28 protein-coding genes and 2 pseudogenes are annotated in these 23198 nt (G+C 64.8%); 16 read left to right on the top strand and 14 right to left on the bottom strand.

The annotated features are described in order from the left end of the window. Positions 1-168 precede the first annotated feature (168 nt). The 3 genes from HNQ08_RS17135 to HNQ08_RS17125 are packed head-to-tail and all read left to right on the top strand — an operon-like array spanning position 169 to position 2148. Entirely contained in the window at positions 169-429 is a 261-nt protein-coding gene (locus HNQ08_RS17135; RefSeq protein ID WP_184134813.1) for a DUF2933 domain-containing protein, read from the top strand. Between the two features lies 1 nt (position 430). Further along, positions 431-1306 carry a WD40/YVTN/BNR-like repeat-containing protein gene (locus tag HNQ08_RS17130; RefSeq protein ID WP_184134811.1) on the top strand — a complete coding sequence of 292 codons (876 nt, stop codon included), beginning with the start codon at positions 431-433 and terminating at the stop codon, positions 1304-1306. Next, a complete protein-coding gene (locus HNQ08_RS17125) occupies positions 1303-2148 on the top strand; it encodes an urease accessory protein UreH domain-containing protein (RefSeq protein ID WP_184134808.1) in 846 nt (281 codons plus the stop codon). Before HNQ08_RS17130 ends, HNQ08_RS17125 begins: the two co-directional genes overlap by 4 nt. Before the next feature lie 36 nt (positions 2149-2184). On the opposite strand, the gene HNQ08_RS17120 is transcribed toward HNQ08_RS17125, so the two are convergent. The 5 genes from HNQ08_RS17120 to HNQ08_RS27965 all read right to left on the bottom strand — a co-directional run bounded on the left by HNQ08_RS17120 (position 2185) and on the right by HNQ08_RS27965 (position 4513). Beyond that, positions 2185-2643, bottom strand: a complete 459-nt coding sequence (locus HNQ08_RS17120) for a hypothetical protein (protein WP_184134806.1) — start codon at positions 2641-2643, stop codon at positions 2185-2187. Positions 2644-2645: 2 nt separating this feature from the next. Continuing rightward, positions 2646-3263, bottom strand: coding sequence for a class I SAM-dependent methyltransferase (locus HNQ08_RS17115; protein WP_184134804.1), 618 nt, complete (start codon positions 3261-3263; stop codon positions 2646-2648). A 61-nt stretch (positions 3264-3324) separates the two neighbouring features. After that, positions 3325-3774, bottom strand: coding sequence for a CBS domain-containing protein (locus tag HNQ08_RS17110; RefSeq protein ID WP_184134802.1), 450 nt, complete (start codon positions 3772-3774; stop codon positions 3325-3327). Between the two features lie 98 nt (positions 3775-3872). Further along, a complete protein-coding gene (locus tag HNQ08_RS17105) occupies positions 3873-4286 on the bottom strand; it encodes a hypothetical protein (protein ID WP_184134800.1) in 414 nt (137 codons plus the stop codon). Between the two features lie 92 nt (positions 4287-4378). After that, entirely contained in the window at positions 4379-4513 is a 135-nt protein-coding gene (locus HNQ08_RS27965; protein ID WP_268240022.1) for a hypothetical protein, read from the bottom strand. Positions 4514-4817: 304 nt separating this feature from the next. Here HNQ08_RS27965 and HNQ08_RS17100 point away from each other — a divergent pair, with 304 nt between their 5' ends. The 7 genes from HNQ08_RS17100 (at position 4818) to HNQ08_RS17070 (ending at position 10548) form a co-directional block, all read left to right on the top strand. Then, a complete protein-coding gene (locus HNQ08_RS17100) occupies positions 4818-5372 on the top strand; it encodes a thioredoxin-like domain-containing protein (protein ID WP_184134797.1) in 555 nt (184 codons plus the stop codon). Next, entirely contained in the window at positions 5347-5901 is a 555-nt protein-coding gene (locus tag HNQ08_RS17095) for a TlpA family protein disulfide reductase (RefSeq protein ID WP_229790087.1), read from the top strand. The genes HNQ08_RS17100 and HNQ08_RS17095 overlap by 26 nt, the downstream gene beginning before the upstream one ends. Before the next feature lie 39 nt (positions 5902-5940). Continuing rightward, positions 5941-6618, top strand: coding sequence for a response regulator transcription factor (locus HNQ08_RS17090; RefSeq protein ID WP_184134794.1), 678 nt, complete (start codon positions 5941-5943; stop codon positions 6616-6618). Next, entirely contained in the window at positions 6605-7762 is a 1158-nt protein-coding gene (locus tag HNQ08_RS17085) for a sensor histidine kinase (RefSeq protein WP_229790088.1), read from the top strand. Before HNQ08_RS17090 ends, HNQ08_RS17085 begins: the two co-directional genes overlap by 14 nt. A gap of 431 nt (positions 7763-8193) precedes the next feature. Continuing rightward, positions 8194-8751: a DUF305 domain-containing protein gene (locus HNQ08_RS17080; protein ID WP_184134792.1), complete on the top strand. Its 558-nt coding sequence runs from the start codon at positions 8194-8196 to the stop codon at positions 8749-8751. A 25-nt stretch (positions 8752-8776) separates the two neighbouring features. Then, positions 8777-9463 (top strand): winged helix-turn-helix domain-containing protein, encoded by a 687-nt coding sequence (locus HNQ08_RS17075; RefSeq protein WP_184134789.1) that lies wholly within the window; start codon positions 8777-8779, stop codon positions 9461-9463. Continuing rightward, positions 9460-10548, top strand: a complete 1089-nt coding sequence (locus tag HNQ08_RS17070; RefSeq protein ID WP_184134968.1) for a sensor histidine kinase — start codon at positions 9460-9462, stop codon at positions 10546-10548. The genes HNQ08_RS17075 and HNQ08_RS17070 overlap by 4 nt, the downstream gene beginning before the upstream one ends. A gap of 19 nt (positions 10549-10567) precedes the next feature. Here the strand turns inward: HNQ08_RS17070 and HNQ08_RS17065 are convergent, their stop codons facing one another. The 8 genes and pseudogenes from HNQ08_RS17065 to HNQ08_RS17030 form a co-directional block, all read right to left on the bottom strand. Beyond that, complete coding sequence (locus HNQ08_RS17065) at positions 10568-11086, bottom strand: DUF305 domain-containing protein (RefSeq protein ID WP_221284258.1); 519 nt, start codon at positions 11084-11086, stop codon at positions 10568-10570. Positions 11087-11157: 71 nt separating this feature from the next. Then, positions 11158-11595: a four-helix bundle copper-binding protein gene (locus HNQ08_RS17060; RefSeq protein ID WP_221284257.1), complete on the bottom strand. Its 438-nt coding sequence runs from the start codon at positions 11593-11595 to the stop codon at positions 11158-11160. Positions 11596-11794: 199 nt separating this feature from the next. Next, complete coding sequence (locus HNQ08_RS17055; RefSeq protein ID WP_184134786.1) at positions 11795-12214, bottom strand: hypothetical protein; 420 nt, start codon at positions 12212-12214, stop codon at positions 11795-11797. Positions 12215-12269: 55 nt separating this feature from the next. Further along, positions 12270-14075: pseudogene (locus HNQ08_RS17050) on the bottom strand (copper-translocating P-type ATPase); the annotation flags it as partial. A 32-nt stretch (positions 14076-14107) separates the two neighbouring features. Further along, the gene (locus tag HNQ08_RS28290; protein WP_425321358.1) at positions 14108-14194 is read right to left on the bottom strand and encodes a hypothetical protein; all 87 of its coding nucleotides are present in this window, start codon (positions 14192-14194) and stop codon (positions 14108-14110) included. Beyond that, positions 14191-15018 carry a transposase gene (locus tag HNQ08_RS28285; protein WP_184134784.1) on the bottom strand — a complete coding sequence of 276 codons (828 nt, stop codon included), beginning with the start codon at positions 15016-15018 and terminating at the stop codon, positions 14191-14193. Before HNQ08_RS28285 ends, HNQ08_RS28290 begins: the two co-directional genes overlap by 4 nt. Beyond that, positions 14999-15727 (bottom strand): ISL3 family transposase, encoded by a 729-nt coding sequence (locus tag HNQ08_RS17035; protein WP_184134772.1) that lies wholly within the window; start codon positions 15725-15727, stop codon positions 14999-15001. The genes HNQ08_RS28285 and HNQ08_RS17035 overlap by 20 nt, the downstream gene beginning before the upstream one ends. Positions 15728-15887: 160 nt before the next feature. Next, the gene (locus HNQ08_RS17030; protein WP_221284256.1) at positions 15888-16064 is read right to left on the bottom strand and encodes a transposase; all 177 of its coding nucleotides are present in this window, start codon (positions 16062-16064) and stop codon (positions 15888-15890) included. 322 nt (positions 16065-16386) lie between these two features. On the opposite strand from HNQ08_RS17030, the gene HNQ08_RS17025 reads away from it, so the two are divergent. Genes HNQ08_RS17025 through HNQ08_RS17000 form a run of 6 tightly spaced genes read left to right on the top strand, consistent with a single transcriptional unit; the run spans position 16387 to position 22778 of the window. Next, on the top strand, positions 16387-17379 hold the full coding sequence (locus HNQ08_RS17025; RefSeq protein ID WP_184134769.1) for a hypothetical protein: 993 nt from the start codon (positions 16387-16389) through the stop codon (positions 17377-17379). Further along, positions 17376-18590: an FTR1 family iron permease gene (locus tag HNQ08_RS17020; RefSeq protein WP_184134767.1), complete on the top strand. Its 1215-nt coding sequence runs from the start codon at positions 17376-17378 to the stop codon at positions 18588-18590. The genes HNQ08_RS17025 and HNQ08_RS17020 overlap by 4 nt, the downstream gene beginning before the upstream one ends. Further along, a complete protein-coding gene (locus HNQ08_RS17015; protein WP_184134764.1) occupies positions 18577-20646 on the top strand; it encodes a hydantoinase/oxoprolinase family protein in 2070 nt (689 codons plus the stop codon). The genes HNQ08_RS17020 and HNQ08_RS17015 overlap by 14 nt, the downstream gene beginning before the upstream one ends. A gap of 2 nt (positions 20647-20648) precedes the next feature. Next, the gene (locus HNQ08_RS17010) at positions 20649-21176 is read left to right on the top strand and encodes a hypothetical protein (protein WP_184134762.1); all 528 of its coding nucleotides are present in this window, start codon (positions 20649-20651) and stop codon (positions 21174-21176) included. 31 nt (positions 21177-21207) lie between these two features. Continuing rightward, entirely contained in the window at positions 21208-21474 is a 267-nt protein-coding gene (locus HNQ08_RS28280; RefSeq protein ID WP_184134759.1) for a MerR family transcriptional regulator, read from the top strand. Next, positions 21456-22778: an IS701 family transposase gene (locus tag HNQ08_RS17000; protein WP_229790089.1), complete on the top strand. Its 1323-nt coding sequence runs from the start codon at positions 21456-21458 to the stop codon at positions 22776-22778. The genes HNQ08_RS28280 and HNQ08_RS17000 overlap by 19 nt, the downstream gene beginning before the upstream one ends. A gap of 36 nt (positions 22779-22814) precedes the next feature. Here HNQ08_RS17000 and HNQ08_RS16995 read toward each other — a convergent pair. After that, a pseudogene (locus tag HNQ08_RS16995) lies at positions 22815-22985 on the bottom strand (IS5/IS1182 family transposase); the annotation flags it as partial. Between the last annotated feature and the right edge of the window lie 213 nt (positions 22986-23198).

Genomic DNA, 23198 nt, shown 5'->3' with positions numbered 1-23198 from the left:
TTTCCTCCTCGCCAGGGCGTCCCTGCTAGCCTCGCCAGCGTAAAAGCAGTGTGTTCAGCTTCAATAAAACAGGGTCCGCTGCTTTGCTTCACCCACCGCGCAGACCCAATGAATCACGTGTCTCCGGGGTTTATCGAAGTTGAACAGACGCTCCCTACAGTAGAGATCATGAAACTCCTCGGGATGTGTCTGAACTGGAAGGTGCTCGCGGGCCTCGCCGCCCTCGCCATAGGTCTTTATTTCGCGGTGTCTCCGGGCACGTTCACCGCCGCGCTGCCCTTTCTGCTGGCAGCGGCGTGCCCGCTCTCGATGCTGCTGATGATGCGCTCCATGCCCCATGGGAGTCACGCGGCGAAGCCGGAAGCTGCCCCGCAGCCTGAACTCGCCCCAGCGTCCGTTTCCGTGCAGGCCACGGCCTTCAGGGAGTGACATGACGACGAAGGCTCGAACGGTCACTGCTGCACCTCCCAGCCGGTTCCGTGTGTTGTTGCCGGCGGCCCTGCTCGCGGCAGCTTTGCTGGGCGGTACGTTGTGGTGGCAGACGCAGGACAACCAGGGGAAGGCCGCTCAGCGCCTGAGCGGCGACTTCCACGCCTTGCGGGTTCTCCCGGATGGCCGCCTGCTGTACGGGCAGCATGCGGGCGTCTCGGTCAGTTCGGACGGGGGGAGAACGTGGGGCCCGACGGATGGTGCTGGAGATGCCATGTCGCTCGCCTCGTCCATGCGGACACCCGGCACGCTGGTCCTGGCCGGGCACGACGTCCTGAAGACCAGCCGCGACGGCGGGCAGACCTGGCAGGACAGCGGCTTCGGGAACCTGCCGGGCACGGACATCCACGGGTTTGCCGTCCTGCCCGCCCAGCCGGACGTGTGGTACGCGAATATTGCCGGGCGGGGCCTGTACCGCACGGAGAACGGCCAGGACTGGCGGTTCGTGTCCCCGGCGACGGCGGGAGCGATGACGCTCTCGGCGGGGCCGGGCGAAGCCCCGCGCCTCTATGCCCTCACCATGAATGACGGGTTGATCGTCTCGGACGACGGCGCGACCTGGCAGCGGGACGGGGGCGCACCACAGGCAGCCGGTTCCGGCCTGGACGTTCACCCGGTCAGCGGCAACGTGTACATCGCGGGTCCCGCTGGGGTAGCGAGATCCGAGGACAAGGGGGGGAGCTGGACGAACCTGAATCTCCCGGAAGGCGCGCTGCTGGTCACCGCCGATCCTCGGGATGAAGCGAAGCTGTACGCCGCAGGGGAAAGCGGCATGGTTTACCGCTCGGTGGACGGGGGGAAGACTTGGAGCGAGTGAGGACACGCTGGCTGCTCGCGGCGGGCGGTCTCGTCGTCACGCTCCTCCTCGCGTGGCCGTCCATCTCCCCGGTTCTACGCGAGTTGGCTCTGGACCTGTACCGGCTGAGCGGTTCCCTGAACGCCGCCCTGGCCGGTCCCGTCACCGCCCTGCGATCCCGCACGGGCGTTTCGCTGCTCACGCCGTTCCTGTTGGGCCTGCTGGCCGCCACCGCGCCCTGTCAGCTCTCCACCGGCGCGGCCACCCTCGCGTATGTGGCGCGGGACGGCCACGCCGGGGGAGCGTGGCCACGCAGCCTGGCCTTTGTGTTCGCGCGCCTGCTGGTGTACCTGGTATTCGGCGCAGTGGCGGTGTACGTCTTTGGCGGGAGCGTGCTGGCCTCGGGCGACTTCTTCACGGGCGTCCGGCGGGTGCTGGGGCCGCTGATGTTCCTGGTGGGCCTGGTGATGGTCGGCGTGATCCGCCTGCGCTTCACGGTCGGCGCGAGACTCGCGGAACGGCTCGAAGAGCGCGCCCGGGTGCAGCGGGGCACCCTGGGGGCGTTCGCCCTGGGTCTGGCCTTCAGCTTCGCGTTCTGTCCGACGCTCTTCCTGCTCTACTTTGGCCTGACCCTCCCCCTGGCGATCACCGCACCGCTGGGCGCGCTGTATCCGGTCGCGTTCGTGCTGGGGATGATGCTCCCTCTGCTGATTCTGGTCGCATTCCTGCCGGCGGCAACGGCCAGCGGGCGGCAGACGTACCTCACTGGACTCCGGCGCGTCCACCGGCTTGCCGCGCCCCTGGCGGGAGCCGTATTCGTTCTGGCTGGGCTGTACGACACCTTCATCTACTGGCTGCTCTGAAGCGGATCAGGAGGGGCGGAATGCGGGCTGAAGCGTTCAGGTGTGTGGCCGTGACACGCACAGACCAGCGTACTGAACGATTTCAAAGGTGGCGACGGTCAACACGGCCAGTTGCACCAGTGGCACCACGCCCACCCCGATGAGCGGAACGAGCGGCATCAGCGAGCTGTACGACCACCAGCCCCACGCCTGTGAGAGCCGCTCGCCCAGCACCGCCACCAGGAGACCGCCCGTGACCACCCACCCGACGTCACGTGCGTCACGCTGGCAGACCCACCCGGCGTCCCGGTGCCAGAGGGCGAGTGCGGCGTAGGCGGCGGTCGAGAACGCCGCGTCGCCCAGCGAGGCCGCCGCACACAGGGCCCACGAGGCGGGGGACCAGTCCAGGCCCTGAAAAAGCGGCATTTGCAGCATCTCCCAGATGAAGTTGAGAACGAAGGCGATACCGAAGACGGCCACCAGAGCGGTGTTGAGCGTCCGGCGATGCAGGGTCACGTTCAACCGTCCGTGCCGGGAAAAGCTTCGAGCGTCACGAGGACGCCGCCCAGGTGACGTTCCCGCATCTCTACCACAAAGCCCGCCGCGCGCAGCAACTCGGGTGTGGGCCGGTTCGGGTGGCAGCCCACCACCTGATCAAACACCGGGTCAATCAGATCGGCCATCCGGCCCAGCCACGGATTGGGAGGGCGGATGTGTTCAAGTGCCAGCAACCGCCCACCGGGCCGCAGCACCCGGCCCACCTCCGCGAAGAGGCGCGCCGGATCGGGAATGCCGCATAGTCCGAGAGAACTGACGACAGTGTCGAAGCGCGCGTTCCCAAATGGCAGGGTCTGGACATCGTGCTGCACGAAATGCACCGGGAACGGGAGGGACAGGGCCTTGAGGTGCGCCTCGTGGAGCATCCCGCCGCTCAGGTCGAGGGCCGTGAGACTCTGGACGGCTTGTGGGTAGTGCGCGAAGGTGGCACCTGTCCCCACCCCGATTTCCAGCACGTCTCCATGGGCACTCGCCAGGAGGCGGGAACGCAACTCGTCCAGAAGGCGAAGCCGCATGGCAGCGTCGTAACGGGCAGCCACACGGTCATAGAGGCGCTGGACGCGCTCGGCGTTTGCCATAGGGTTCTCCAGTAATGGCGGGGGCACACCCGTTCGGTGGCCCCCGCCTGGACGCGGCGTGTTACTGGCTGGATATGTTCGGAGCGCTGTCCGTCGGCTGGGAGACTTCCCGCACCACGCTGCCGACCTTGCCGCTGGTGTCGAGGGCCACATCGGCTTGCGAGACCATGCCGCAGCAGCCGCCCTGGTGGTCCACCACGGCGACACGGCGCACCTGGTTGTCCTCCATCGCCTTGCAGCACTCATCCACGCTGTCTTCCGGGGTCACGGTCACGACGGAGGTGGACATGCAGTCGCGCGCGGTCATGCTCTGGGTGTCCTGGCCCGAGGCCACGCCGCGCAGGGCGATGTCCCGGTCTGTGATCATCCCGACGGGCTTCTTGCTGTCCTGGTTCTCCACGACGGGAATGCAGCCGCAATCGTGCTGTTCCATCATCCGGGCCACTTCGGGCAAGGGCGTGTCGGGCGTGCAGCAGGTGGGGTTACTGGTCATCACGTCTTTGACTTGCATCTGTTCCTCCTTGAATCAGGGCAGCGGCGGCGTGGCTGAACCCTCAGTGTTTCAGTCAGGCCCGGACAGGGGATGACGGGAGAGCCAACCGGGCCTCATCAAGGCCGCGAGACCGTGACGTTCCCGGTGGTGGCGTCAATATGCAGCACGCCCGCCGCCTTGCCCTGCAGATAACCCACCTGGAAGGTGTTGCCTGAACGGCGCACCTCGGTGATCTGGAGCGTGCCTGCCCCGGCCTTACCCTGTCCCTGAAGAAAGGCGCGGGCCACCGCCTCGGCGGCTGGCCGGTCCAGGCCCGGGGCCGTGGCAGGGCGGGCCATCATGTTCCCGTCTCCGGCCTGCATCATCTGCATGCACTGCTTCATCATGGCGTTCATGTCCCCACCCATCATGTCGCCCCCCATCGTCTTGCCCGGCATGGTCATGTCGTGAGAGGACGTGCCGGGCGGGGTGGCCGTCTGGGCGAGGGCGGCGGACAGCGTCAGCATGGACGCGAGTACAAGGTGTTTCATGGAACCTCCAGTCGTTCGGTGTGAATCCCGAACGTGTTCACCGTATCTGCGGCCTGTTCAGGCTCAATAAAGGTGAGAAGAGGCTTCAGGGTTCAGTTGAGGTTGCGGTGGACGGCCCCCTGCTCGTCCACCCAGACGGCCTCACCGGGCCGTTTGGAATTCACGCCGATCACGATGGGCGCTCCATCGGCCACGCGTGACCAGGCACCTTTCTGCTGACGCCACACGCCGCTCTTCCCTCACACCCAGAGGGTACCCGTCCGCCGCCAGGCTGAGGGTGTAGGACTGGCTTTCGGGGGGCTGGAGCGTGGCGAAGGACTGGCCGCCGTCGGTGTGCGATTCACTGCCGTGGGCACCCGCCGTGGTCAGGACGAGGGCGGCGAGAAGAATGGAGAGACGCTTCACAGCAGGCAGGCCCGCGAAGCACTGTTCAGCTTTGATAAAGCGCAGAGGCTGAAATGGGATGAACTGCGTACATGACGTGACTCCCGGTTTTATTGAGGTTGAATACCTGCCGCGTAGCGTGGGTGCGTGACGAAAGCGAACAGGACAACCAACCTGAAGTTCTCCGCAGCGCCGCAGCGCCGTAACCCCTGGCCCGCCGTGCTGGTCGGGGCACTCGCCCTGACGCTGGTGGGCGGGACGTGGTGGGCCCGGTCCGGTGGAGAGACAGGAGAACTGGGTCAGACCTTCCCCAATCAAGGGCAGGAACACATCGCTGTTGGTGCCCAGCACCCGGCGTACAACTCCTCCCCTGCCACCAGTGGCTGGCATTACGTGCAGCCGCAACCGTGGGGAACTTTCGTGTACGAGATCACGCCAGAGACCCTGATCCATAACCTGGAGCACGGCGGCGTGGTCATTCAGTACAATCCGGCGCTGCTGAAGGGGGACGTGGCTAGGTTGGAGGCGATTCAGAAACGCTTTCCAAACAAGACGGTGGTGGCCCCGAACTCGCAGCTCCAGGTGCCGCTGGCCCTGACCGCCTGGCGGCGGCTGTACACCCTGGACACGCTGGACGAGGCAAAGATCGTGGACTTCACCGAACGGTACAGGAACCGTGCCCCTGAACGCCTCCCCGACTGATCCCCGGCGGCCCGGTGGCGTGCGGCGTTGGCTGCCGCCGCTGCTCGCCGCCGCTGTGGTGGTGACCCTGGCGGTGGCACTCCTGAAGCCCAGCAAGGGCGTAGAGTCAGCACTTCTTGGCCAGCCTGCCCCGGACTTCACGCTCGTTACCCTGGACGGTCAGCCGTTTCGGCTCCAGGATCACCTCGGTCAGCCCATGGTCGTGAACTTCTGGGCCTCCTGGTGCGTGCCCTGCCGAGAGGAGGCACCGATGCTCGCGGAATTCGCGCGGGAGGCGCGTAATCTCACGATGGTCGGTGTGGTGTTCCAGGATCAACCGGACGCCGCGCGGGCATTCACGCGGGAATTCGCCGTGCCGTACCCCAGCGTGATCGACCGGCAGTCCCGGGTCGCCATCGATTACGGGGTGGCGGGTATACCGGAAACGTTCTTCATCGATGCCAGCGGAGTGATTCGCGAGAAACACAGTGGACCCTTCACCCGGGATAACCTCTGGAACAGTGCCCGGCGGATCGGAGTGCAATTCTGATGACGCGCGGTGGTGCGGGCTGACATACTGGAGTGACACATGAATACAGTGCTGGTGGTGGACGACGAGCCAAGCGTGCGCAAGGTCGCCTCGGCGTACCTGGGACGTGAAGGATTCCAGGTACGCACGGCGGCAGACGGCCTTGACGGCCTGCGTCAGGCGGAGGCGGGCGGTCTGGCGCTGGTTGTACTCGACGTGATGCTGCCGAAGATGAACGGACTGGACGTCTGCAAGCGCCTCCGGGCATCTTCGGACGTACCGGTCATTTTGCTCACCGCCCGGGGCGAGGAGTTCGACCGGGTGCTGGGCCTGGAACTGGGCGCAGATGACTACGTGGTCAAACCGTTCAGCCCCCGCGAACTGGTCGCGCGGGTGAAGGCCATCCTGCGGCGCACCTCCGGTGAGGCGGCCCCCCTGACCATGGTGTACGAGGATTTGCGGGTGGACCCCGTGACGCGCACCGTGAGCGTGGCCGGGCAGCCGCTTGAGTTGAGTGCCCTGGAATTTGACCTGCTGTACGAACTCGCCAAAGCGCCGGGACGGGTCTTCACCCGCAACGAACTTATCGGGCGGGTGTGGGGGGAGAATTTTCCTGGCGTGGACCGTGTGGTGGACGTGCACATGGTCAGTCTGCGCAGACACCTCGGAGAATCCGGGCAGTTGCCACACTTTATCCACTCGGTGCGGGGGGTGGGGTACCGCTTTGGCCACGCCTGAGACCGCTTCCGGTCTGGGTCTGAGGGCAAAGCTGCTGCTCTCGTACCTGGCGGTGATCACGCTGGCCGCGACGACCATGATCGTGATTGCGGAATGGACGGCCCCATTCTTCTACCGGACGCACATCGAGCAGATGGTGCAGATGTTCGGGATCCGTGACATTCCAGAGATGCGCCGTCAGCTCTCCGAGGGCTTTACCGGGGCCTTTGGGAGCGCGCTGATCGTGGCGAGCACCGTCACGCTGCTGGTGGCCCTGGTGGTGAGCGCCTTCGTCAGCCGGGAGATTCTGCGCTCGGTAAAGCGCGTGAGCCACGCGAGTACGCGCATCGCGGCTGGCCACTACGCGGAGCGACTCCCCGAGATGGGCCGGGACGAACTCGGCGAACTGACGAGCAGCTTCAACCGCATGGCCGAAGCCCTGGAGGCGACGGAGGTTCGGCGGCGGGAACTGATTGGGACGGTGGCCCACGAACTCCGCACGCCATTGACCGGCATGCGTGGACTGACCGAGGGGCTGCTGGACGGCGTGTTCCTCATCGAGGAGGCCGGGCCGGACCTGATCCGGGAAATTCGGCGGCTGGAACGGCTGACACAGGACCTGTCGCTCGTCACGCAGGCAGAGGCGGGCGTCATTCCCGTGGTGCCACGGATGCTGCCGCTGGCGGAACTTGCTGGCGTGGCCTGCGCGCAGTTTCAGCGGGCGTTCACGGGTAAAGGCCTCACGCTGTCCCTGGAAGTGCAGCGCGACGTCCAGGTTGTGGCTGATCCGGACCGGGTCACCCAGGTGCTGGTGAACCTGCTGTCGAACGCCCTGCGACACACGCAACACGGGGGCGTCACCGTCCAGGTAGACGGCAGTGGAAGGTCCGGGTGTTTGGAGGTGCGGGACACCGGGGAGGGCATCTCCACGCAGGACCTGCCCCACGTCTTCGAGCGCTTCTACCGTTCGGATCAATCGCGCGCACGGGACGCGGAAGAGAGCATCGGGGCGGGTGTGGGGCTGACGGTGTCCCGACACCTCGTCGAGGCCATGGGCGGCACCATCCAGGTGACCAGTACCGAGGGCGTGGGATCGACCTTCACTGTGCTGCTGCCGCAGGTTCTCATGGGTGAACTGGTAGGACGATCACAACAGGTTCGTTGAGGGGTGCCGCTGGCCCTGCCAGGTAAGGTGGAACTCTGATCTATCTGCACGGGTTGACGATGTCTTCCGCGTAAAGCCACGCCAAGGAATTGAGGCAAGCGGGCCTTGCAGTTGTTTCCGCACTGCTGGAGAGCCCCCGGTCATCGCGCACCTGCTCAGTACCCGACACTTTTTAAGGGAACTCGAATTCGTCGCCCAGCAGGGGTCTGACTAGCATAGGAACAGAAATCCCTCTTGGAATCTGTATTGCATTTGAGCGTCTGTCCTCAACTTGTGTGGAGGTTCCACCATTCGTCTGTCAGTCATCGTGATCAGCCGCCCGGTCTGCGTCTCCATTGTCGGGTCACGCATGACCACATTCGAGCCGGTGCCTCCCCAGCCTCAGGCCCACGCTTTACACGCTCTTAACATCACTGCCCCACGCTGCAGCCATGAAACGCCTCGCCCTGCTGCTGACCCTCAGTCTCACGCCCCTGGCCCACGCCCAGATGACCATGCCTGGCATGAACCACGGCACCCCTATGAACAGCAGTCTCGAGACCCTGAAGGGCAAGGCATTTGACCGCGCCTTCCTCTCCATGATGATCGTTCACCACCAGGGCGCCGTCGACATGAGCAAAACGGTCCTGAACAACGTCAAGGACCCCCAGGTCAAACGCTGGACGGCGGACATCATCGGCGTGCAGCAAAAAGAGATCGGCCAGATGAACACCTGGCTGAAGACCCTCGGCGGCGTGGACAAAAGCATGCAGACCGCGATGACGGGCGAGATGAACACCATGATCACCGCGCTCAAGGCCAGCAAGGACAGCGACCGTGGCCTGGTGGAGGGCATGTTGCCGCACCACGCCAGCGCCATCGACATGGCGAGCCTGGCGCTGCAAAAGAGCAGCGACGCGCGGGTGCTGGGGCTGGCCCGCGACATCGTCCGCACCCAGGCCGACGAGATGTACGCTTACCGCCAGTGGCTGATCAAACGCGGGTTGTGACCCCGGGGCTGGGCGGAAGGCGGGCATGGCCCGCGTTCTGATCGTCGATGATGACCCGGCCATCCTGGAAATCCTGCACGCCTATCTGAGCGGCGAGGGGTACGAGGTCTTGCAGGCGGCCGACGGCCACCAGGCCCGCGAACTGCTGCCGCGCGTCGATCTGGCGATCCTGGACTGGATGTTGCCGGGCGTCAGTGGCCTGGACCTGGCCCGCGAGGCGCGCACGGCGGGGCTTGAGCTGCCCCTGTTGATGCTGACCGCGCGCGGGGAGGAGGAGGACAAGCTGCGCAGCCTCGATCTGGGCGTGGACGATTACGTGGTCAAGCCGTTCAGCCCACGCGAGGTGGTGGCCCGGGTCCGCGCCCTGCTCAGACGGGCAGGGGTCCATCATGAAATTCGCAGCGGTGACCTGGAGCTGGACCTGCGTGCCCGCCGCGCCACGCTGGCAGGGCAGCCCCTGGACCTGTCCAAGCTGGAATATGACCTGCTCAGCACCTTCGCGCAGCATCCGGGGCTGGTCTGGAGTCGGGAACGGCTGCTGGAGCGGGTGTGGGGTCACGACTTTCCGAGCACGACGCGGGTGGTGGACGTGCATGTCACGGGCCTGCGCCGCAAGCTGGGCGATGACGCTGAAGCTCCGCGGTTTATAGAGACCGTGCGCGGGGTGGGCTACCGCTTCATGGAAGCCCAGGAAGGGGGTGAGGGCGGCTGAAGCTTTACCCCCGGCTGTTCCTGTCGCACCTGCTGGTGATCTGCATCGCGCTGGGCGCGGTGCTGCTGATCAGCGAGGTGCTGGCCTCAGCGTTCATTCGACACCACGTCGAACAGATGATCACGCTGATCGGTCCGGACGGCGCGTCCCTGCGCCCTGATCTGGAGCGCGGCGTGCGGCGCACCCTGAACGCGGCGCTGCTGGCCTCGTTGCCCCTGGCGCTGGTGGTGGCGGCGCTGACCGCGCTTTACTCGGCGCGGCGCGTGGTGCGGTCGGTGGAGCTGCTGCGCGACGGCAGCCACGCCATCGCCACGGGCGATTACGAGCGGAGGTTGCCGGAAGAAGGCCGGGATGAACTGACCGACGTGGCCCGGCACTTCAACCGGATGGCCGCTGCATTGCAACAGGTGGAACAGGGCCGGGTGGAACTGATCTCCAACGTGGCGCACGAATTGCGGACGCCCCTGTCGGCGCTGCGCGGGTACGCCGAGGCCATGAAAGACGGCGTGATGCCGCCGGAAGCCGTGTCTGGGGCCATCCTGCGTGAGACGGCCGCCATGGAACGGCTGGCGCAGGACCTCAGCGTGGTGTCGCGGGTGGAGGCGGGCGCAGTGGAGTTGCATTCCAGTGACTTTGCCCCCGCCGCGTTGATCGCCGACGCGTTTGAGCGTTTCGCAGGGGCCTACGAGGACCGCGGCGTCACGCTTAGCGCTTCACCTGAGGCGGCGCTCCCGCAGGTCACCGCAGACTTTGAGCGGGCCTCGCAGATTCTCGCCAACCTGCTGGGCAACGCCCTGCGGCACACGCCACGTGGGGGTCAGGTGACGCTGGGGGCCGAACACCGTGGCGGTGACATGCTGTTCACGGTGGCCGACACGGGCAGCGGCATCGCTCCCGAACACCTGGAGCGGATCTTCGAGCGCTTTTACCGCGTGGACCCGGCGCGCACCCGGGGAGACGGCAGCGGGGTGGGCCTGACCATCGCCCGTGGACTGGCGACGCGGATGGGCGGAAGCCTGACCGTGAGTTCGTCTTCGCAGGGCAGCGTTTTCACGCTGAAACTGCTGGTGGCCCCTCCTCACTGAGGGTTGCTAGGCTCCATTTCTAGTCCTTGCTCTCCAGGTCAGCGATCAATGCCTTCATCTCGGCGATCTCACGGACCTGAGCTTCGATGATTTCGTCAGCCAATTCGCGCACACGGGGGTCCTTAATCTGGGCGCGGTTGCTGGTCAGGATGGCGATCGAGTGGTGCGGGATCATGGCCTTCATGTACGCCACGTCGCCCACCGTGGCCTGTGAGCGCAGCAGCCACAGGGACCCCGCGAAGACCACGAGGCTGCCCAGAAAGATTCCCAGATTGACGCGGCTGTCCTTGTACATGTTCAGCATGTACCCGAGCATGATCACCGCCATCACGGCCCCCATATAGATCGCCATGAACACGCGCGTCTCGCTGAAGGAGACGTGATCGAGCTGATAGGTGTTCAGGTACATCAGGCCGTACATGATCACGGTGGAGGTGGCGATCATGGCCGCAAAGCGGCCATAGCTGCCGCCCATCTTGCCCATCGACTTCTCGTCTGAGTCTTGCGGTGTAGCCGAGCGATTCATGGATTCATTCATGGGGTCCTCCTCAACAAAGTCGCCTGCCGCAGAAAATGTGCGGGCAGGCGACAGAAGCTCTTCAGGCAGGTTCAGGCGCTCAGACCATCCAGCATCTTCTGGCACGCCTGTTCACAGCGGCGGCACGACTCGGCGCAGACCGCGCAGTGCTTCATGTTCATCTTCTCGGCATGCTCCTGGCACTCGTCGCCGCAGGCTTTGCAGGCCGCCAGGCAGGCCTGGAGCTGCGCGCGGATCACGGCCATCTCCGGCTGGGTCTGACGCACGAGGACGCGCCCGGTGGTGGTGCAGATGTCGGCGCAGTCCAGGTTGAGGCGGATGCAGTGGGTCAGGTGCCCAGTGTGTTCGGTTTCGCCCAGACAGGCGTCCGCGCAGGAGGTGCAGATCTGCGCGCATTCGAAGCAGGCCTCGATGCATTCGGTCAGGGCGTTCAGATCGAATGGCGACTGGCCGCTCTGGGGATGGGTCTGCAGCATGCGGGTGATGGTCAAGCTGGCGTTCTGGGTCATGGAAAACCTCCGGAGAATAGGGCGAAAAGTGGTGTACGCGGACGTTCGCTTCCCATCGTGCAAGGTGGCGTGTTAAGCCTGTGTAAAGCGCCACCTTCCCTCAACATCGGCTTAAGACGGTACAAGGCCCCCACCGACAGGGGGCGGGCGACCACAAACAGGCCCCCTCGCAAGAGGGGGCCTATGCATGTCATCCAGCTCAGGTGCCTGAGCCCCCGGGTTCCAGACTTTCCCGGAGCCGCACCAGGAGTTCCTCGCCGCGCTCGTAGCCAGGCCGCACGAAGACCATGCCCATGTTGCTCCAGTCCTGCACTGCCGCAACTTCCTGGCCACCCTCGTTCAGCTTCAGGTGTGGGTACGCGCCGTACTCCACGAAGCAGTCGAATTCGGTGGCCACCTCTTCCAGGGCGAGGGTGCTCTGCTCGGTCCAACGCACCAGATACGGCAACAGGAACGCGGGCTTGCCGCAGGAGCCGCCCAGGCCCACCAGGGGCAGGCCAGCGACGGTGGGCACCTCGTCACGCAGACGAGCGCGTTCCAGGAACGCCTGGCGGTCACGGACAAGGGCAGGGCCGGTCTTCAGGGAGGCAACGTAGGGGCCAACAGTGAGCTTGGTCATGGGGGTTCTCCTCAGGAGAGCGTGGGAAGTCTTTAGCTTTCCGCGCAGATGGACTTCAGGCGTGGGCGGGCAGGGCAGGCTGGGCGGCGACGGCCACCGCGTCCGGCTTCACGGGGGGCTGGAAGCCGCGCAACCGCAGGGCGTTGCTGAGCACGAAGACGCTGGAGAAGCCCATCGCGGCGGCGGCGAGCACTGGGCTGAGCAGGAGACCGAACGCGGGGTACAGCACGCCAGCCGCGACGGGAATCAGAACGATGTTGTACGCGAAGGCCCAGAACAGGTTCAGCTTGATGTTCCGCAGGGTGGCGCGGCTGAGGGCAAAGGCGTTCGGCACGCCACGCAGGTCACCGCTCATCAGGATCACGTCGGCGGTCTCGACGGCCACGTCCGTGCCGGTGCCGATGGCCAGACCGACGTCCGCTTGGGCAAGTGCCGGGGCGTCGTTGATCCCGTTCCCGACAAAGGCTACTTTCTGTCCCTTCGCCTGGAGTTCCTTCACGGCGTCGCTCTTGCCGCTGGGCAGCACCTCGGCCAGCACTTCGTCGATCCCCAGCTGCCGGGCGATGGCGTTCGCAGTCCGCCGGTTGTCCCCGGTGATCATCGCGACCTTCAGGCCCATGCGGTGCAGGGCATTGACCGCCTCCAGACTGCCTTCCTTGATCGGGTCGGCGACGGCGATGATGGCTGTGAGCTGCCCGTCGACGGCGGCGTACAGTGGACTCTTGCCCTCGTCGCCCAGCCGTTCGGCCTGCGCCGTGAAGACGCTGACGTCCAGTCCCAGCCGGGTCATGAACCGGTCGGCGCCCACCTGCACGATACGGCCTTCCACCCGCGCTTCCAGGCCGTAGCCGGGCACCGCTTCAAAGGCTTCGGGTTTCAGGATAGACATGCCTTCCCTTTTCGCGGCGTCCACGATGGCCCGGGCGATGGGATGCTCGCTTTGCTCTTCAGCGGCAGCCACCAGGCTCAGGACGTCATTGCGGTTGAAGCCGGTGGCGGTCACCAGATCGGTCAGTTCTGGCCGCCCCTTGGTCAGCGTGCCGGTCTTGTCGACCGCAACCACCTGCACGTCCTGGAGACCCTCCAGCGCGCCCCCGCCCTTGAACAGTACACCCAGTTCGGCGGCCTTGCCGGTCCCGACCATGATGCTGGTGGGGGTTGCCAGACCCATGGCGCAGGGGCAGGCGATGATCAGCACGGCCACTGTCGTGATCAATGCAAAGGAGAGAGCTGCCTGCCCGCCGAGGAGCAGCCACAGTGAAAAGGTCAGCGCGGCGATGCCCAGCACGACCGGGACGAAGACGGCGACCACCCTATCGGCGAGACCCTGGATGGGCGGCTTGCTGCCCTGGGCGGTCTCGACGAGTTTGATGATCTGGGCCAGCGCGGTGTCCGCGCCAATGCGAGTGGCGCGGAAGGTCAGGGCGCCGTTCTGGTTGATGGTGCCACCCACGACACCCGCGCCAGACTGCTTGCTGACGGGAACCGGCTCACCGGTGATCATGCTCTCGTCCACGAACGAGTTACCGCTGACGACCTCGCCGTCGACCGGGATCTTCTCGCCAGGCCGGACGGAGATCAGGTCACCCACCAGCACTTCATCGGTGGAGAGTTCGAGTTCCTGCCCGCCCCGCACCACACGCGCCGTCCTGGCTTGCAGGCTGAGCAGCTTTTTCATGGCCTCGCTGGAACGGCCCTTGGCGATGGCCTCGAAGTACTTGCCTAGCAGGATCAGGGTGATGACGACGCCCGAAGCCTCGTAGTACACGTGCGCCGTGCCCTCCGGGAAGATGCCGGGAGCGACGGTGGCGACCAGTGAGTACAGGAATGCGGCCGAGGTGCCGATGAGGGTGACCCGGTTCTGCGGTTCTTCCGTTGATTCCGTGCAGCGTGTCAGCTTGCGAGCAGAACACGTTGGCGGAGAGTCTCGAAAGATCCGCGCCCGTACATCTGACGCTTGATCAGTTTGATCTTGTTCACCACGCCTTCGGTCGGCCCATTGCTCCAGGGCAGGGTTTTGCAGCCAGAAGGGCTTCTCGTTCCCTGACAAGGCTGGTCGCGAGCGTTTGAATGTCGGGCAAGCCGCTTCTTGCGGCTTGCTCCAACCACCCGTCCAGACGCTGAGCATTCCCATCCCGGAACAGCTGACGGAAGTCGAGGGCCAGGCGACGCATTTCGTTCACGGGCGCACACTTCTTCGTGAGCGCATCCAGCAGGGTCCGTTTGTCGGGTTGAAGCCCAGCATCCTCCTTCAACAGCAACCAGACCACCTGTCCCGCGAGGAAATCCGCTCGTCGCCACCTGGGCTTCCTCTCGGCGGGCACCGCCTCGGTGGGGGGCTCTGGTTGTTCCGCTTCCTCGATCCGGCGGGAGAGCGTCCACTGATGGACTGCTTTGTAGCCGCCAGAAAATCCTTCCTGCTGCACTTGTCGCAGCAACGCCATGGCGTTGCGCTCGCCCGCGTTCCAGCGTTCCCAGAGCCGCTCGTGGGAGGGGTCCAATCTGCTTTTGCGCGGTGGGTGGCGGGTTTCGGGAACTTTTTCTACCCGGAGGCTGAAACGTACGAAGTGGTGGCTGCGCCGGAGATCCCGGGCAATCTGTGCTGCAGATTGCCCCTGGGCTGCCAACGATTTGATCTGCGCCACCTCGGCACAGCGACGCTGGTATCGCGTGCTCCGTGCCGCTTCTTCTCGAAGGGATCTGCGGGGTGGGGAGACGGGAACAAAGGCTTTGGCGATGTCGTCGAGGGTCTGTTGCGAGCGCTTGGGTTGCCGTTCTAGGGCTTCACGGAAGTTTTTCAGCACGTGCCAGCGGTCCAAGACCGCCCCCCGCCTGTGGTGCGCCTTCCCGGCTCGCCCGCTCATACTCGGTGGACCGATCCCGGCTGATCACCTCAATCTCGGGATGCTGCGCCAACCACAAGGTAACGGTGGCGGCCTTGCGGTCAGGGAGCAGATCAATCGCCCGGCCCGTCTCCAGGTTGGTGATGACGGTCCCGTACCGTAGGCCCTTTTTGAAAGCGAAGTCGTCAATGCCGATGACTCGCGGAGCTTGGTCGAGCGGTGGGAGAGCCACGTGCTGTTCAGCCAGAAGTCGATCACCGCTCGCATGGAACGGGAGGGAGGCCAGAAGCTTCTGGCCTCCCTCCCCACCCACTCGGAGGACGAACTGCTGGAAGAGGCGACAGACCGCAGTGCTGTAGCGCGCATAGGGTGCCACGAGGTTGGGGAACTGTTCGGCAAACGTGCGTACTGGGCAGCCGTTCCGGCAACCCAACCGGCGCACTTGCAACTGGATGTCAACGGCCAGGCCGCCCCAGGGCAAGTGTTGAAATCGCCGTTCATAGTGGCTGTGAATGCTTCCCGAGAGAGCCTGGCACCTCGGGCAGGGCTGCTCTGCAGCGCAACTCGACAGGTGGAGGCTGACCACGTCAGCCTCCACCTCACACTGATCCACCACAACCCCAAATTCGGCGGGAAACAGCCTGCCGAGCACATCACTCAGGGTGTCCATTCCCTCAGGGAGCACACCCACTCAACACGCTGCACGGAATCAACGGAAGAACCGCAATAGCGGGACAAGCCCACGCGTCCGCAACCCCTTGGAGTGCTTGGAGAATGCGAAGCCAGGTTCCGTCGCGTTCCCAGCGGGCGAGGCGATCGTGGCACGTGTGTCAGGGGCCATAACCCTTAGGAATGTCACGCCAGGGAGCGCCGAGCTTGATGCGCCAGAGGATACCGTTGATGACGCGGCGGTGATCCGAGTACGGATGACCCCGCTGCGGATTTTTCGGAAGGTGAGGCTGTAGAGCGTTCCACTGATTATCTGTGAGATCAGTGCGGCACGACAATCTCTGAGGCTACGGCCACCACATGAGTTCAGTCGCACAGAGCCTAGCCATCTCTGGGCTGCTTTCAGATTGATAGGAAAGGCGATCCCACGAGAGTAGGAACAGAATTTCCCGCTAGGCTGGGAGGTTCAAGAGACCGTTCGCAAGTGCTTGGGCACTCCTCCTGTACCAAGCAGGCAGCGGGGAAGTTTTGAGGGAAGAAACGGTCCAGCTGCTCGAACGTCTGTGTTCTGCCGTGATGTCTGCCCTCCTTCACCCCCTTGATCTAGCAATCCTGACTAATCCACTTGCCTTTATCAGCTTTGTCCTTTATGTTCTTCACATGAAGGTTCGCTCAGGTGTTCTGCTGCTCAGTTTCGTCCTCCTGTCCACCGCTTCCGCAGCTCCCCGGGACGCCGTGAAATTCGCCGGTGTGCTCGAACAGATGCGGGGCCACTACGACGCCATGTTGTCCAACCACCAGAAGGGCGATATGGCCATGGCCCTTAAGCACTCCCGTCACCCCGCCAACGAGCTGTACGACGCGGTCAAGGCGGATTTGAGCCCGGCTCTACAGAGCGCATTCAAGCGTGATTACGCCCGCATTGAGGCGGTGCTTGCCGGCCACAAGTCCACCAGCGAACTGAGTCAGGCACTGAATACCTTCTCCAGGGATGTGGACAAGGCGCTGGCGACTGTTCCCGCCGCCACCCGGCAGGACCCGAAGTACGGCGCGCGCGTGATCGCGTTGATCCTGGGCAACACCAAGACCGAGTACGGGAGCGGTGTGAGTGCAGGCAAGGTGGCCAACCTCGCGGAATACCAGGACGCGCAGTTCTATCTGGCTGGGGCCGGACGCTGGCTCGCCCAGTACATGGGCCGCTTCCCGGCGGATCAGGGTGGGCAGGCGGCGACCGCCGTGGCCCAGGCCAGGACCCTGCACCTGAGCAAGGCCGATCCGAAAATCTTCAACGTCCAGATTGACCGCGCCCGGACGGAACTGGCGGAGATCAGCGGGGACACCCTGGCCCCCACGACGGGCCCCGCCGCAGACTTCGCCACCATCCGTGAACTGCTCACCCAGGCCAAGGACCATTACGCGGGCGGCATGCAGGACGCGGCGAATGAGGCCCTGATCAGCGCCTACCTTGATCACTTCGAGCAGCTCGAAAGCCCGCTGGCGGCCAAGAACAAGGCGCTGGAGCAGCAGCTCGAAACCACCCTGCGCGACACCCTGCGCGGTCTCGTGAAGCAGAAGGTCAGCGCTCCCCAGTTCAGCGCTGCGGTTGACCAGGCTCTCGCGGATCTGCGAACCGCACAGGACCTGCTGAAATGAATGTCCGGGCGCTGGTCCTCCTCCTGCTGGTGCTGACTGGACTGGGCGGCGCGAGGGCTGCCCCGGAGGTCAAACCGGCTGAGGCGCTGCGGACCACCCACGATCTCGTCACGCAGTCGCTCCGCGAGTACGCCCGGGGCGAGCAGGAGCAGGCCTTCAAGACGGCCCGCAGCGCGTACCTCGACCACTTCGAGTACGCCGAGCCGCCCCTGCGCGTCCTGAACCCGGATCTGATCCTGGAGATGGAATACCGCTTTGCGGACCTGCGCAATGGCATGAAGGCCGGGCAGCCGCTGAGCGAATTGCAGCGCATCGCCGGAGACATCAACGGCAGCCTGCGCCAGGCCGAGAGCATCGTGAGTGGAACGGGCGTTCTGGGACCGACGCTGGCCGCCACCGGTGGGTTTACGATCCTCTTCCGGGAAGGGCTGGAAGCGGCCCTGCTGATGGCCGCGATCTTCGCCTACCTGGACACCAGCCGCAACACCCGCCTGAGGCGTGCCGTGTGGTGGGGCGGCGGCGCGGCCCTGCTCGCCACGGTCCTGACCTGGGCGCTGGCCACCTACGTCCTCTCCATCGCGCCCGTGTCCCGCGAACTCATCAGCGCCATCACCAGCGCCGTCGCGGTGGTCATCCTCTTCTCGCTCTCCTTCTGGCTGCTGCAACAGGCTGACCGCAAACGCAGTACCGAATTCATGCGTGCGCGCGTGAGCCAGGCGGTGCAAGGGGGCAGCCTGCTGGCCCTGGGGCTGGTGACCTTCACGACCATCTACCGCGAGGGATTTGAGACGGTGCTGTTCTATCAGGCACTCGCGGTCGCCAGCGGCCCCGTCACCCAGTACATGTACCTGGGGATTGCCCTCGCCGTGGTGGCCCTGGCCGTGACCTTCTTGCTGCTCTTCCGGTTCGGGCGTCGGCTGCCGACTGCGAAGCTGTTTCCGGTGCTGGTGGCCGTCACCGCCCTGTTTGCGGTCGCTTTTGTGGGCAATGGCGTGCGGGCGTTTCAGGAAGCGGGGTGGCTGGGCGTCACCAATCTCTACGGCACGGTCCCGGCGCTCGATCCCAATGTGGCGGCCCTGACGGGTATTCATCCCACGGTGGAGACATTGGGTGCTCAGGGACTGATGCTGCTGGTCTACCTGGTGGGCTGGGCCTACGTCTCGGTGTCCGGGCGCAGTCGGAAGGCGGTTCAGGGTCTTGGCCGTTTCTGAAACTGGAGTTCGGATTGGCATCGACGTGGGCGGCACCTTTACCAAGGGCGTCGCCCTTGGCCTGGACGGACAACTTCAGGCTGTGTCCCACGCTCCCACCACCCATGACCACGCGCAGGGGGTCGCTGCGGGTGTGCTGGAGGCCCTCGACCGCCTGCTCACCAAGCTTCCCGCAAGCACGCCAGTCCTGCTCGTCGCCCACTCGACGACGCAGGCGACCAACGCACTGCTTGAAGGGGATACCGCCAGGATCGGCGTGCTCGCGCTGGGCGAGAAACGAGACAAGGGCCGAATCCGCAAGGTGACGCAGCCCCCCGCTGGCTTGCGCGCCGAGTGGGCTTTTGTGGCCTCCGATCAGCCTGATTTCCGGCAGCGGGCGCAGGCCGTGCTGGAAGGCTGGCAGGCGACCGGGGTCCAGGCCGTTGCGGTCAGCGAAGCTTTCGGCGTGGATGATGGAGCGGCGGAGCGGGAAGCGGGAGTGGTGGCTCGGAGCCTCGGGCTTCCCGTCACCCTCGGCAGCGATCTCAGCGGCAGTTACGGCCTGGAAATGCGGACGGTCAGCGCGGCCATCAACGCGAGCATCCTGCCCACCATGCTCAGGACCGCCGGGCACGTCCGTGAAGCGGTCAACCAGCGGCTGCCCGGCGTCCCCCTGCTGATCATGCGCGGGGATGGCGGAGCCGCCAGCCTGGAAGCCTTCGAGGAGACACCCATTCACACGGTGGTCAGTGGCCCAGCCGCTTCCCTGGGCGGCGGCATTTTGCGCGAAGGGCTGATGGACGGGATCTTCTTCGAGGTGGGTGGGACCAGCACCAATGTGGGAGCCGTGAAGGATGGGCGGCCTGTGCTGAAGTACATGACGGTGCTGGGCGCGCCCACCGGCTTGCGTGCGGTGGACATCCGCATCGCGGGGGTCGCAGGGGGCAGCCTGGTCCGCCTGAGCCGCAAGAGGATCGAGGAAGTCGGTCCCCGCAGCGCCCATATCGCCGGATTCCCCTACGCCAGCTTCGCTTCACTCCAGCAGCTGGAAGGGGCCCGCCTGGTGGAACTGCCCCTCACCGAAGGCGGCCCTGGTGGCTACGCCCTGCTGGCCACTCCAAGTGGCGAGCGCTTCGCCATTACGCCGACCTGCGCGGCCAATGCCCTCGGGGCCATCGGGGAGGACGGCCGCGCCTTTGGAGAAGCTGGGAGTGCCCGGCTCGCCCTGACCCTCCTGGGTGAGCGGCTGGGGGCCAGCATGGAGGCGGCAGCCACCGCCGTTCTCGAAGCGTGTGCGGAGAAACTGACGGCGCTGGTGCGGGAACTGGCCCGGGAGCACGGTCTCCAGGGCATGCCGCTGTACGGCGGCGGTGGGGCCGCGAGCGTCCTCGGTCCCGTGATTGCCCGGCGGCTCGGCGTACCCTTTCAGGCCGTTGCGCAGGCAGACGTCATTTCTTCGATTGGGGCTGCGCTCGCCGTGATCCGCGTGGAGCGGGAGCGTTCGGTGACGCGGCAGGACCCGACGATTCTGGACCTGCTGGAGCGGGAAGTGGGCGATGAGGCAGTGCGCCTGGGTGCTGATCCGGGCAGCCTGCGGGTGGAGACCGCGTATCTGCCGCAGGAAGGGCGTTTGCGGGCGGTGGCCGTCGGTGCCCATGCCCTGAGTGCCCGAACCCGGGTGCTGGACCATGACGAACTGCATGCCCAGGCGCGGTTGGTTCTGGACGACACCGCCCGGCTGACGTTCGGCGGGCAATACCACAGCCTGTTTACGGCGACGCACGAGCTTCGGTCCCTCTTTCGCCGTCGCCGCCGTCATCCTGCATTGGTCCTTGATCCGTGTGGAGTCCGGCTTCTGCGCTTCGAGGACGCCACGGTCTTTGTGGGGACCCCCGCTGAAGTCCTCGCCCAGTTCAGCGCGGTGGCAGCAGGTCCAACCGCGCCCCACGTGGCGGTTCTGACGCCCACCCGCCTCCGTGACTACGCCCATCTGCATGACCGCGCCGCCCTGAATCAGCAATTGCACGACAGCCTGCGCCTGGAGCCCCAGGTCGCGCTGATCGTGCGCCGGGAGTAACCGTGCTCTACCGTAAACAACGCGCCCCACTCAACCTCTGGCTTCTCCTGGGCACCGCCTTGCTGACCCTGGCTCTGGGATTCCTGGCGGGCCGCATGACTGCGCCTCCCGCCACGCTGGCCGCCCTGGTGGCTCCGGATCAGCAGCACCTGCGTCAGGCCTCTGGAGCACTCGATATCGTCGATCTGGAATACGCCCGTGCCCTTGAGGGCAACGCGCAGAGCGCCGCCGCCAGCTTGAGTGCCGTGGAGCAGGCGCAATCGGAGGTGGCCCAGTTGCAGGTCGTGAAGCAGCTGATGCCGGCCCAGGTTCGGGCGGCAGAAGAGGCGTTGGCCGGGCTGGAACGGGCCGTCAGGCAACGGGAAGGCAAGAGCAAGGTCACGCAGTGGATTCAGGACGTGCGTGAACGGCTGACGCCCCTCTCGGTGTCCTCGCCCTCCGTTCATTTGCCATCGACGATCACCTGGATGCGGCAGGAGAGGCCGCAGGCTTCCTACCAATCAGAACCTCTCCAAGTGTGGGCATGTTGATGATGGAAAGGCAGAGTGCTGTGCTCTCAGTGTGGTCCATAAGGCAGCTGGCAGCGGCAACGGGAAAGAAATCAGGGTCCTAAGGTACTGGACGAACGTCGGGCTGCTGCGTCACACCCGGCTGGAGAATAGACACCGGGTGTATGCGCCGGAGGTCGCGGATGACGTCCGTTTCTTGAGAGCTGCCCAGCAGGCAGGATTCTCGTTAAATGCAATTGAACACGTTCTTAGCTGTACTTTGGGGAATATTCGGGCGAACCACTTGGGCCGGCATCTGCGATGCTGGCCTTCTTGCTGAAGCGCACTCAATCCCCGCGGTGGACCCGTCACTTCCACACCTGGTTTTCCCCATTTCTCACCTGTTTTCGCCATCAAGCTCAAAGGCTGTGGGCACCAACATACGTTCAGGGCCTCTGTAGCTCAGCGCACCGGAAAAGCATGCAGCCCCTGGCCGCCCAGGTGGCTCCAGGCACATACGACCAGATCCAGCATTTCATCACCGACAGTCCCTGGAACATCCAGGGACTGGAACAAATCGTTGCCGACCGTGCACAGCACCTTCTGGGCGGCAAAGGTGCCGTACTAATCATCGACGATACCTGCCTCACCAAATTCGGTACCCGTTCAGTCGGCGTGGGGCGGCAGTACTCCGGGCAGGTCGGGAAAATTACCAACTGTCAGTGTCTCGTTTCCATCACGCTAGCCCGCGACGAGATCCCGATTCCACTGCGTTTGAAGTTGTTCCTGCCCTCAGAGTGGTCCACCAACGTAGAACGTTGTGTTAGAGCGGGTGTTCCACAGGAACACCCGCTTCAGTCCACCAAATGGGAGATTGCCTTGCGGGAGATTGATGACCTGAAGGGCACAATTCAGTATGGGATGGTCCTGGCAGATGCTGGTTATGGCGTCAGTGCACGGTTCCGGCGAGCCCTCACGGAACGTGGATTACGCTGGTCCGTCGGAACGGTCAAAACCCAGCGGGTCTATCCCGCCCACGTGCGCCTCATCCCCATTCCCAAACATTTTCGAGGCCGTCCCCCACGGCATCCGACGCCATCGGAGGATGCCGAAACCATTGAGTCGGTGCTCGACCGTGAATCCTGGCGACGTGTGATGTGGCGCCAGGGAACCAAAGGACCGCTCATTGGCACGTTCGCCGCGAAGTACGTGCGTCTCGCCGATGGCAACGAGAACGCACGCGGTCAGCACCTTCCCGGGGAAGGTGCCTGGGTGATCGGGGAGCAACGAGCCCGCGATGAGAAGAAATATTACCTCTGCAATCTGCCGCCTGAAACGGCATTCGAGCACCTGATCCAGGTCACCAAGCAGCGCTGGTCTTGTGAACTGGGACACCGGGAACTGAAGCAGGAAGTCGGGCTGAATCATTTCGAAGGACGAAACTGGCAGGGCCTGCACCACCACGCTGTGCTCTGTCTGGCGGCGCTGCTGTTTCTCCAATGGCTGCGCCTGTCGCAACCAGACGGACTGTTTGGTGAGACCGTACCAGCCGTTCGACGTGAGATCGCCGGGGAGACTCCCCGGCGGCCTAGAACACAGATTCAATATTGTCCGTGCTGCACAGCCTTATTTAGCGGTCCGTGAATACCCCCAAAGTACAGTTAGAGGCTGCCAAGGACGTTATGCGAAAAGCGGCTTGAGATTGTTGCAGAGCAGAACGCAGGCGGCCAGGAAGTGAAAACCGACCAGCGTCGATGGCAAACGTTCCAGGTCCCGCCCTCAGTGCCTGAAGCGAGAGAGCCACGCGAATGAGCGCTCGGCCACCCACCTCCGGGGCAACAAAGTGAAGCCCTTCGCTTCGTTGCCCCGGGCCGCTTGCCCACCTGTGGCGCGGCCCCACCTCATCGTTCGGGCAATTTGTGCGTTCATACCAACCTTCCTTTCGCAGTCTGGAACCGGCGTGCACGTGGGCCATTGGCCAGACCGTACTATGGTGTCCGTGCGTGCGTTGTGCAGGCACACTGGGCTCTCCGTGGGGTGCGTTCTTTTGCTGGCCACTCGCGT

Source organism: Deinococcus humi, assembly GCF_014201875.1.
GTDB classification, from domain to species: domain Bacteria; phylum Deinococcota; class Deinococci; order Deinococcales; family Deinococcaceae; genus Deinococcus; species Deinococcus humi.
The sequence above is the reverse complement of the archived record's forward strand: the minus strand, read 5'-3'. Positions and strand labels throughout refer to the sequence as shown.

Excerpts from the sequence above, each read along its gene's own strand:
- HNQ08_RS17025 (WP_184134769.1), top strand. The coding sequence starts at position 16,387 with ATGAAGGTTCGCTCAGGTGTTCTGCTGCTCAGTTTCGTCCTCCTGTCC.
- HNQ08_RS17060 (WP_221284257.1), bottom strand. The coding sequence starts at position 11,595 with ATGACCCAGAACGCCAGCTTGACCATCACCCGCATGCTGCAGACCCAT.
- HNQ08_RS17135 (WP_184134813.1), top strand. The coding sequence starts at position 169 with ATGAAACTCCTCGGGATGTGTCTGAACTGGAAGGTGCTCGCGGGCCTC.
- HNQ08_RS17090 (WP_184134794.1), top strand. The coding sequence starts at position 5,941 with ATGAATACAGTGCTGGTGGTGGACGACGAGCCAAGCGTGCGCAAGGTC.
- HNQ08_RS17080 (WP_184134792.1), top strand. The coding sequence starts at position 8,194 with ATGAAACGCCTCGCCCTGCTGCTGACCCTCAGTCTCACGCCCCTGGCC.
- HNQ08_RS17035 (WP_184134772.1), bottom strand. The coding sequence starts at position 15,727 with ATGGACACCCTGAGTGATGTGCTCGGCAGGCTGTTTCCCGCCGAATTT.
- HNQ08_RS17020 (WP_184134767.1), top strand. The coding sequence starts at position 17,376 with ATGAATGTCCGGGCGCTGGTCCTCCTCCTGCTGGTGCTGACTGGACTG.
- HNQ08_RS17115 (WP_184134804.1), bottom strand. The coding sequence starts at position 3,263 with ATGGCAAACGCCGAGCGCGTCCAGCGCCTCTATGACCGTGTGGCTGCC.
- HNQ08_RS17105 (WP_184134800.1), bottom strand. The coding sequence starts at position 4,286 with ATGAAACACCTTGTACTCGCGTCCATGCTGACGCTGTCCGCCGCCCTC.
- HNQ08_RS17130 (WP_184134811.1), top strand. The coding sequence starts at position 431 with ATGACGACGAAGGCTCGAACGGTCACTGCTGCACCTCCCAGCCGGTTC.
- HNQ08_RS17110 (WP_184134802.1), bottom strand. The coding sequence starts at position 3,774 with ATGCAAGTCAAAGACGTGATGACCAGTAACCCCACCTGCTGCACGCCC.
- HNQ08_RS17055 (WP_184134786.1), bottom strand. The coding sequence starts at position 12,214 with ATGACCAAGCTCACTGTTGGCCCCTACGTTGCCTCCCTGAAGACCGGC.
- HNQ08_RS17075 (WP_184134789.1), top strand. The coding sequence starts at position 8,777 with ATGGCCCGCGTTCTGATCGTCGATGATGACCCGGCCATCCTGGAAATC.
- HNQ08_RS17065 (WP_221284258.1), bottom strand. The coding sequence starts at position 11,086 with ATGAATGAATCCATGAATCGCTCGGCTACACCGCAAGACTCAGACGAG.
- HNQ08_RS17000 (WP_229790089.1), top strand. The coding sequence starts at position 21,456 with ATGCTGGCCTTCTTGCTGAAGCGCACTCAATCCCCGCGGTGGACCCGT.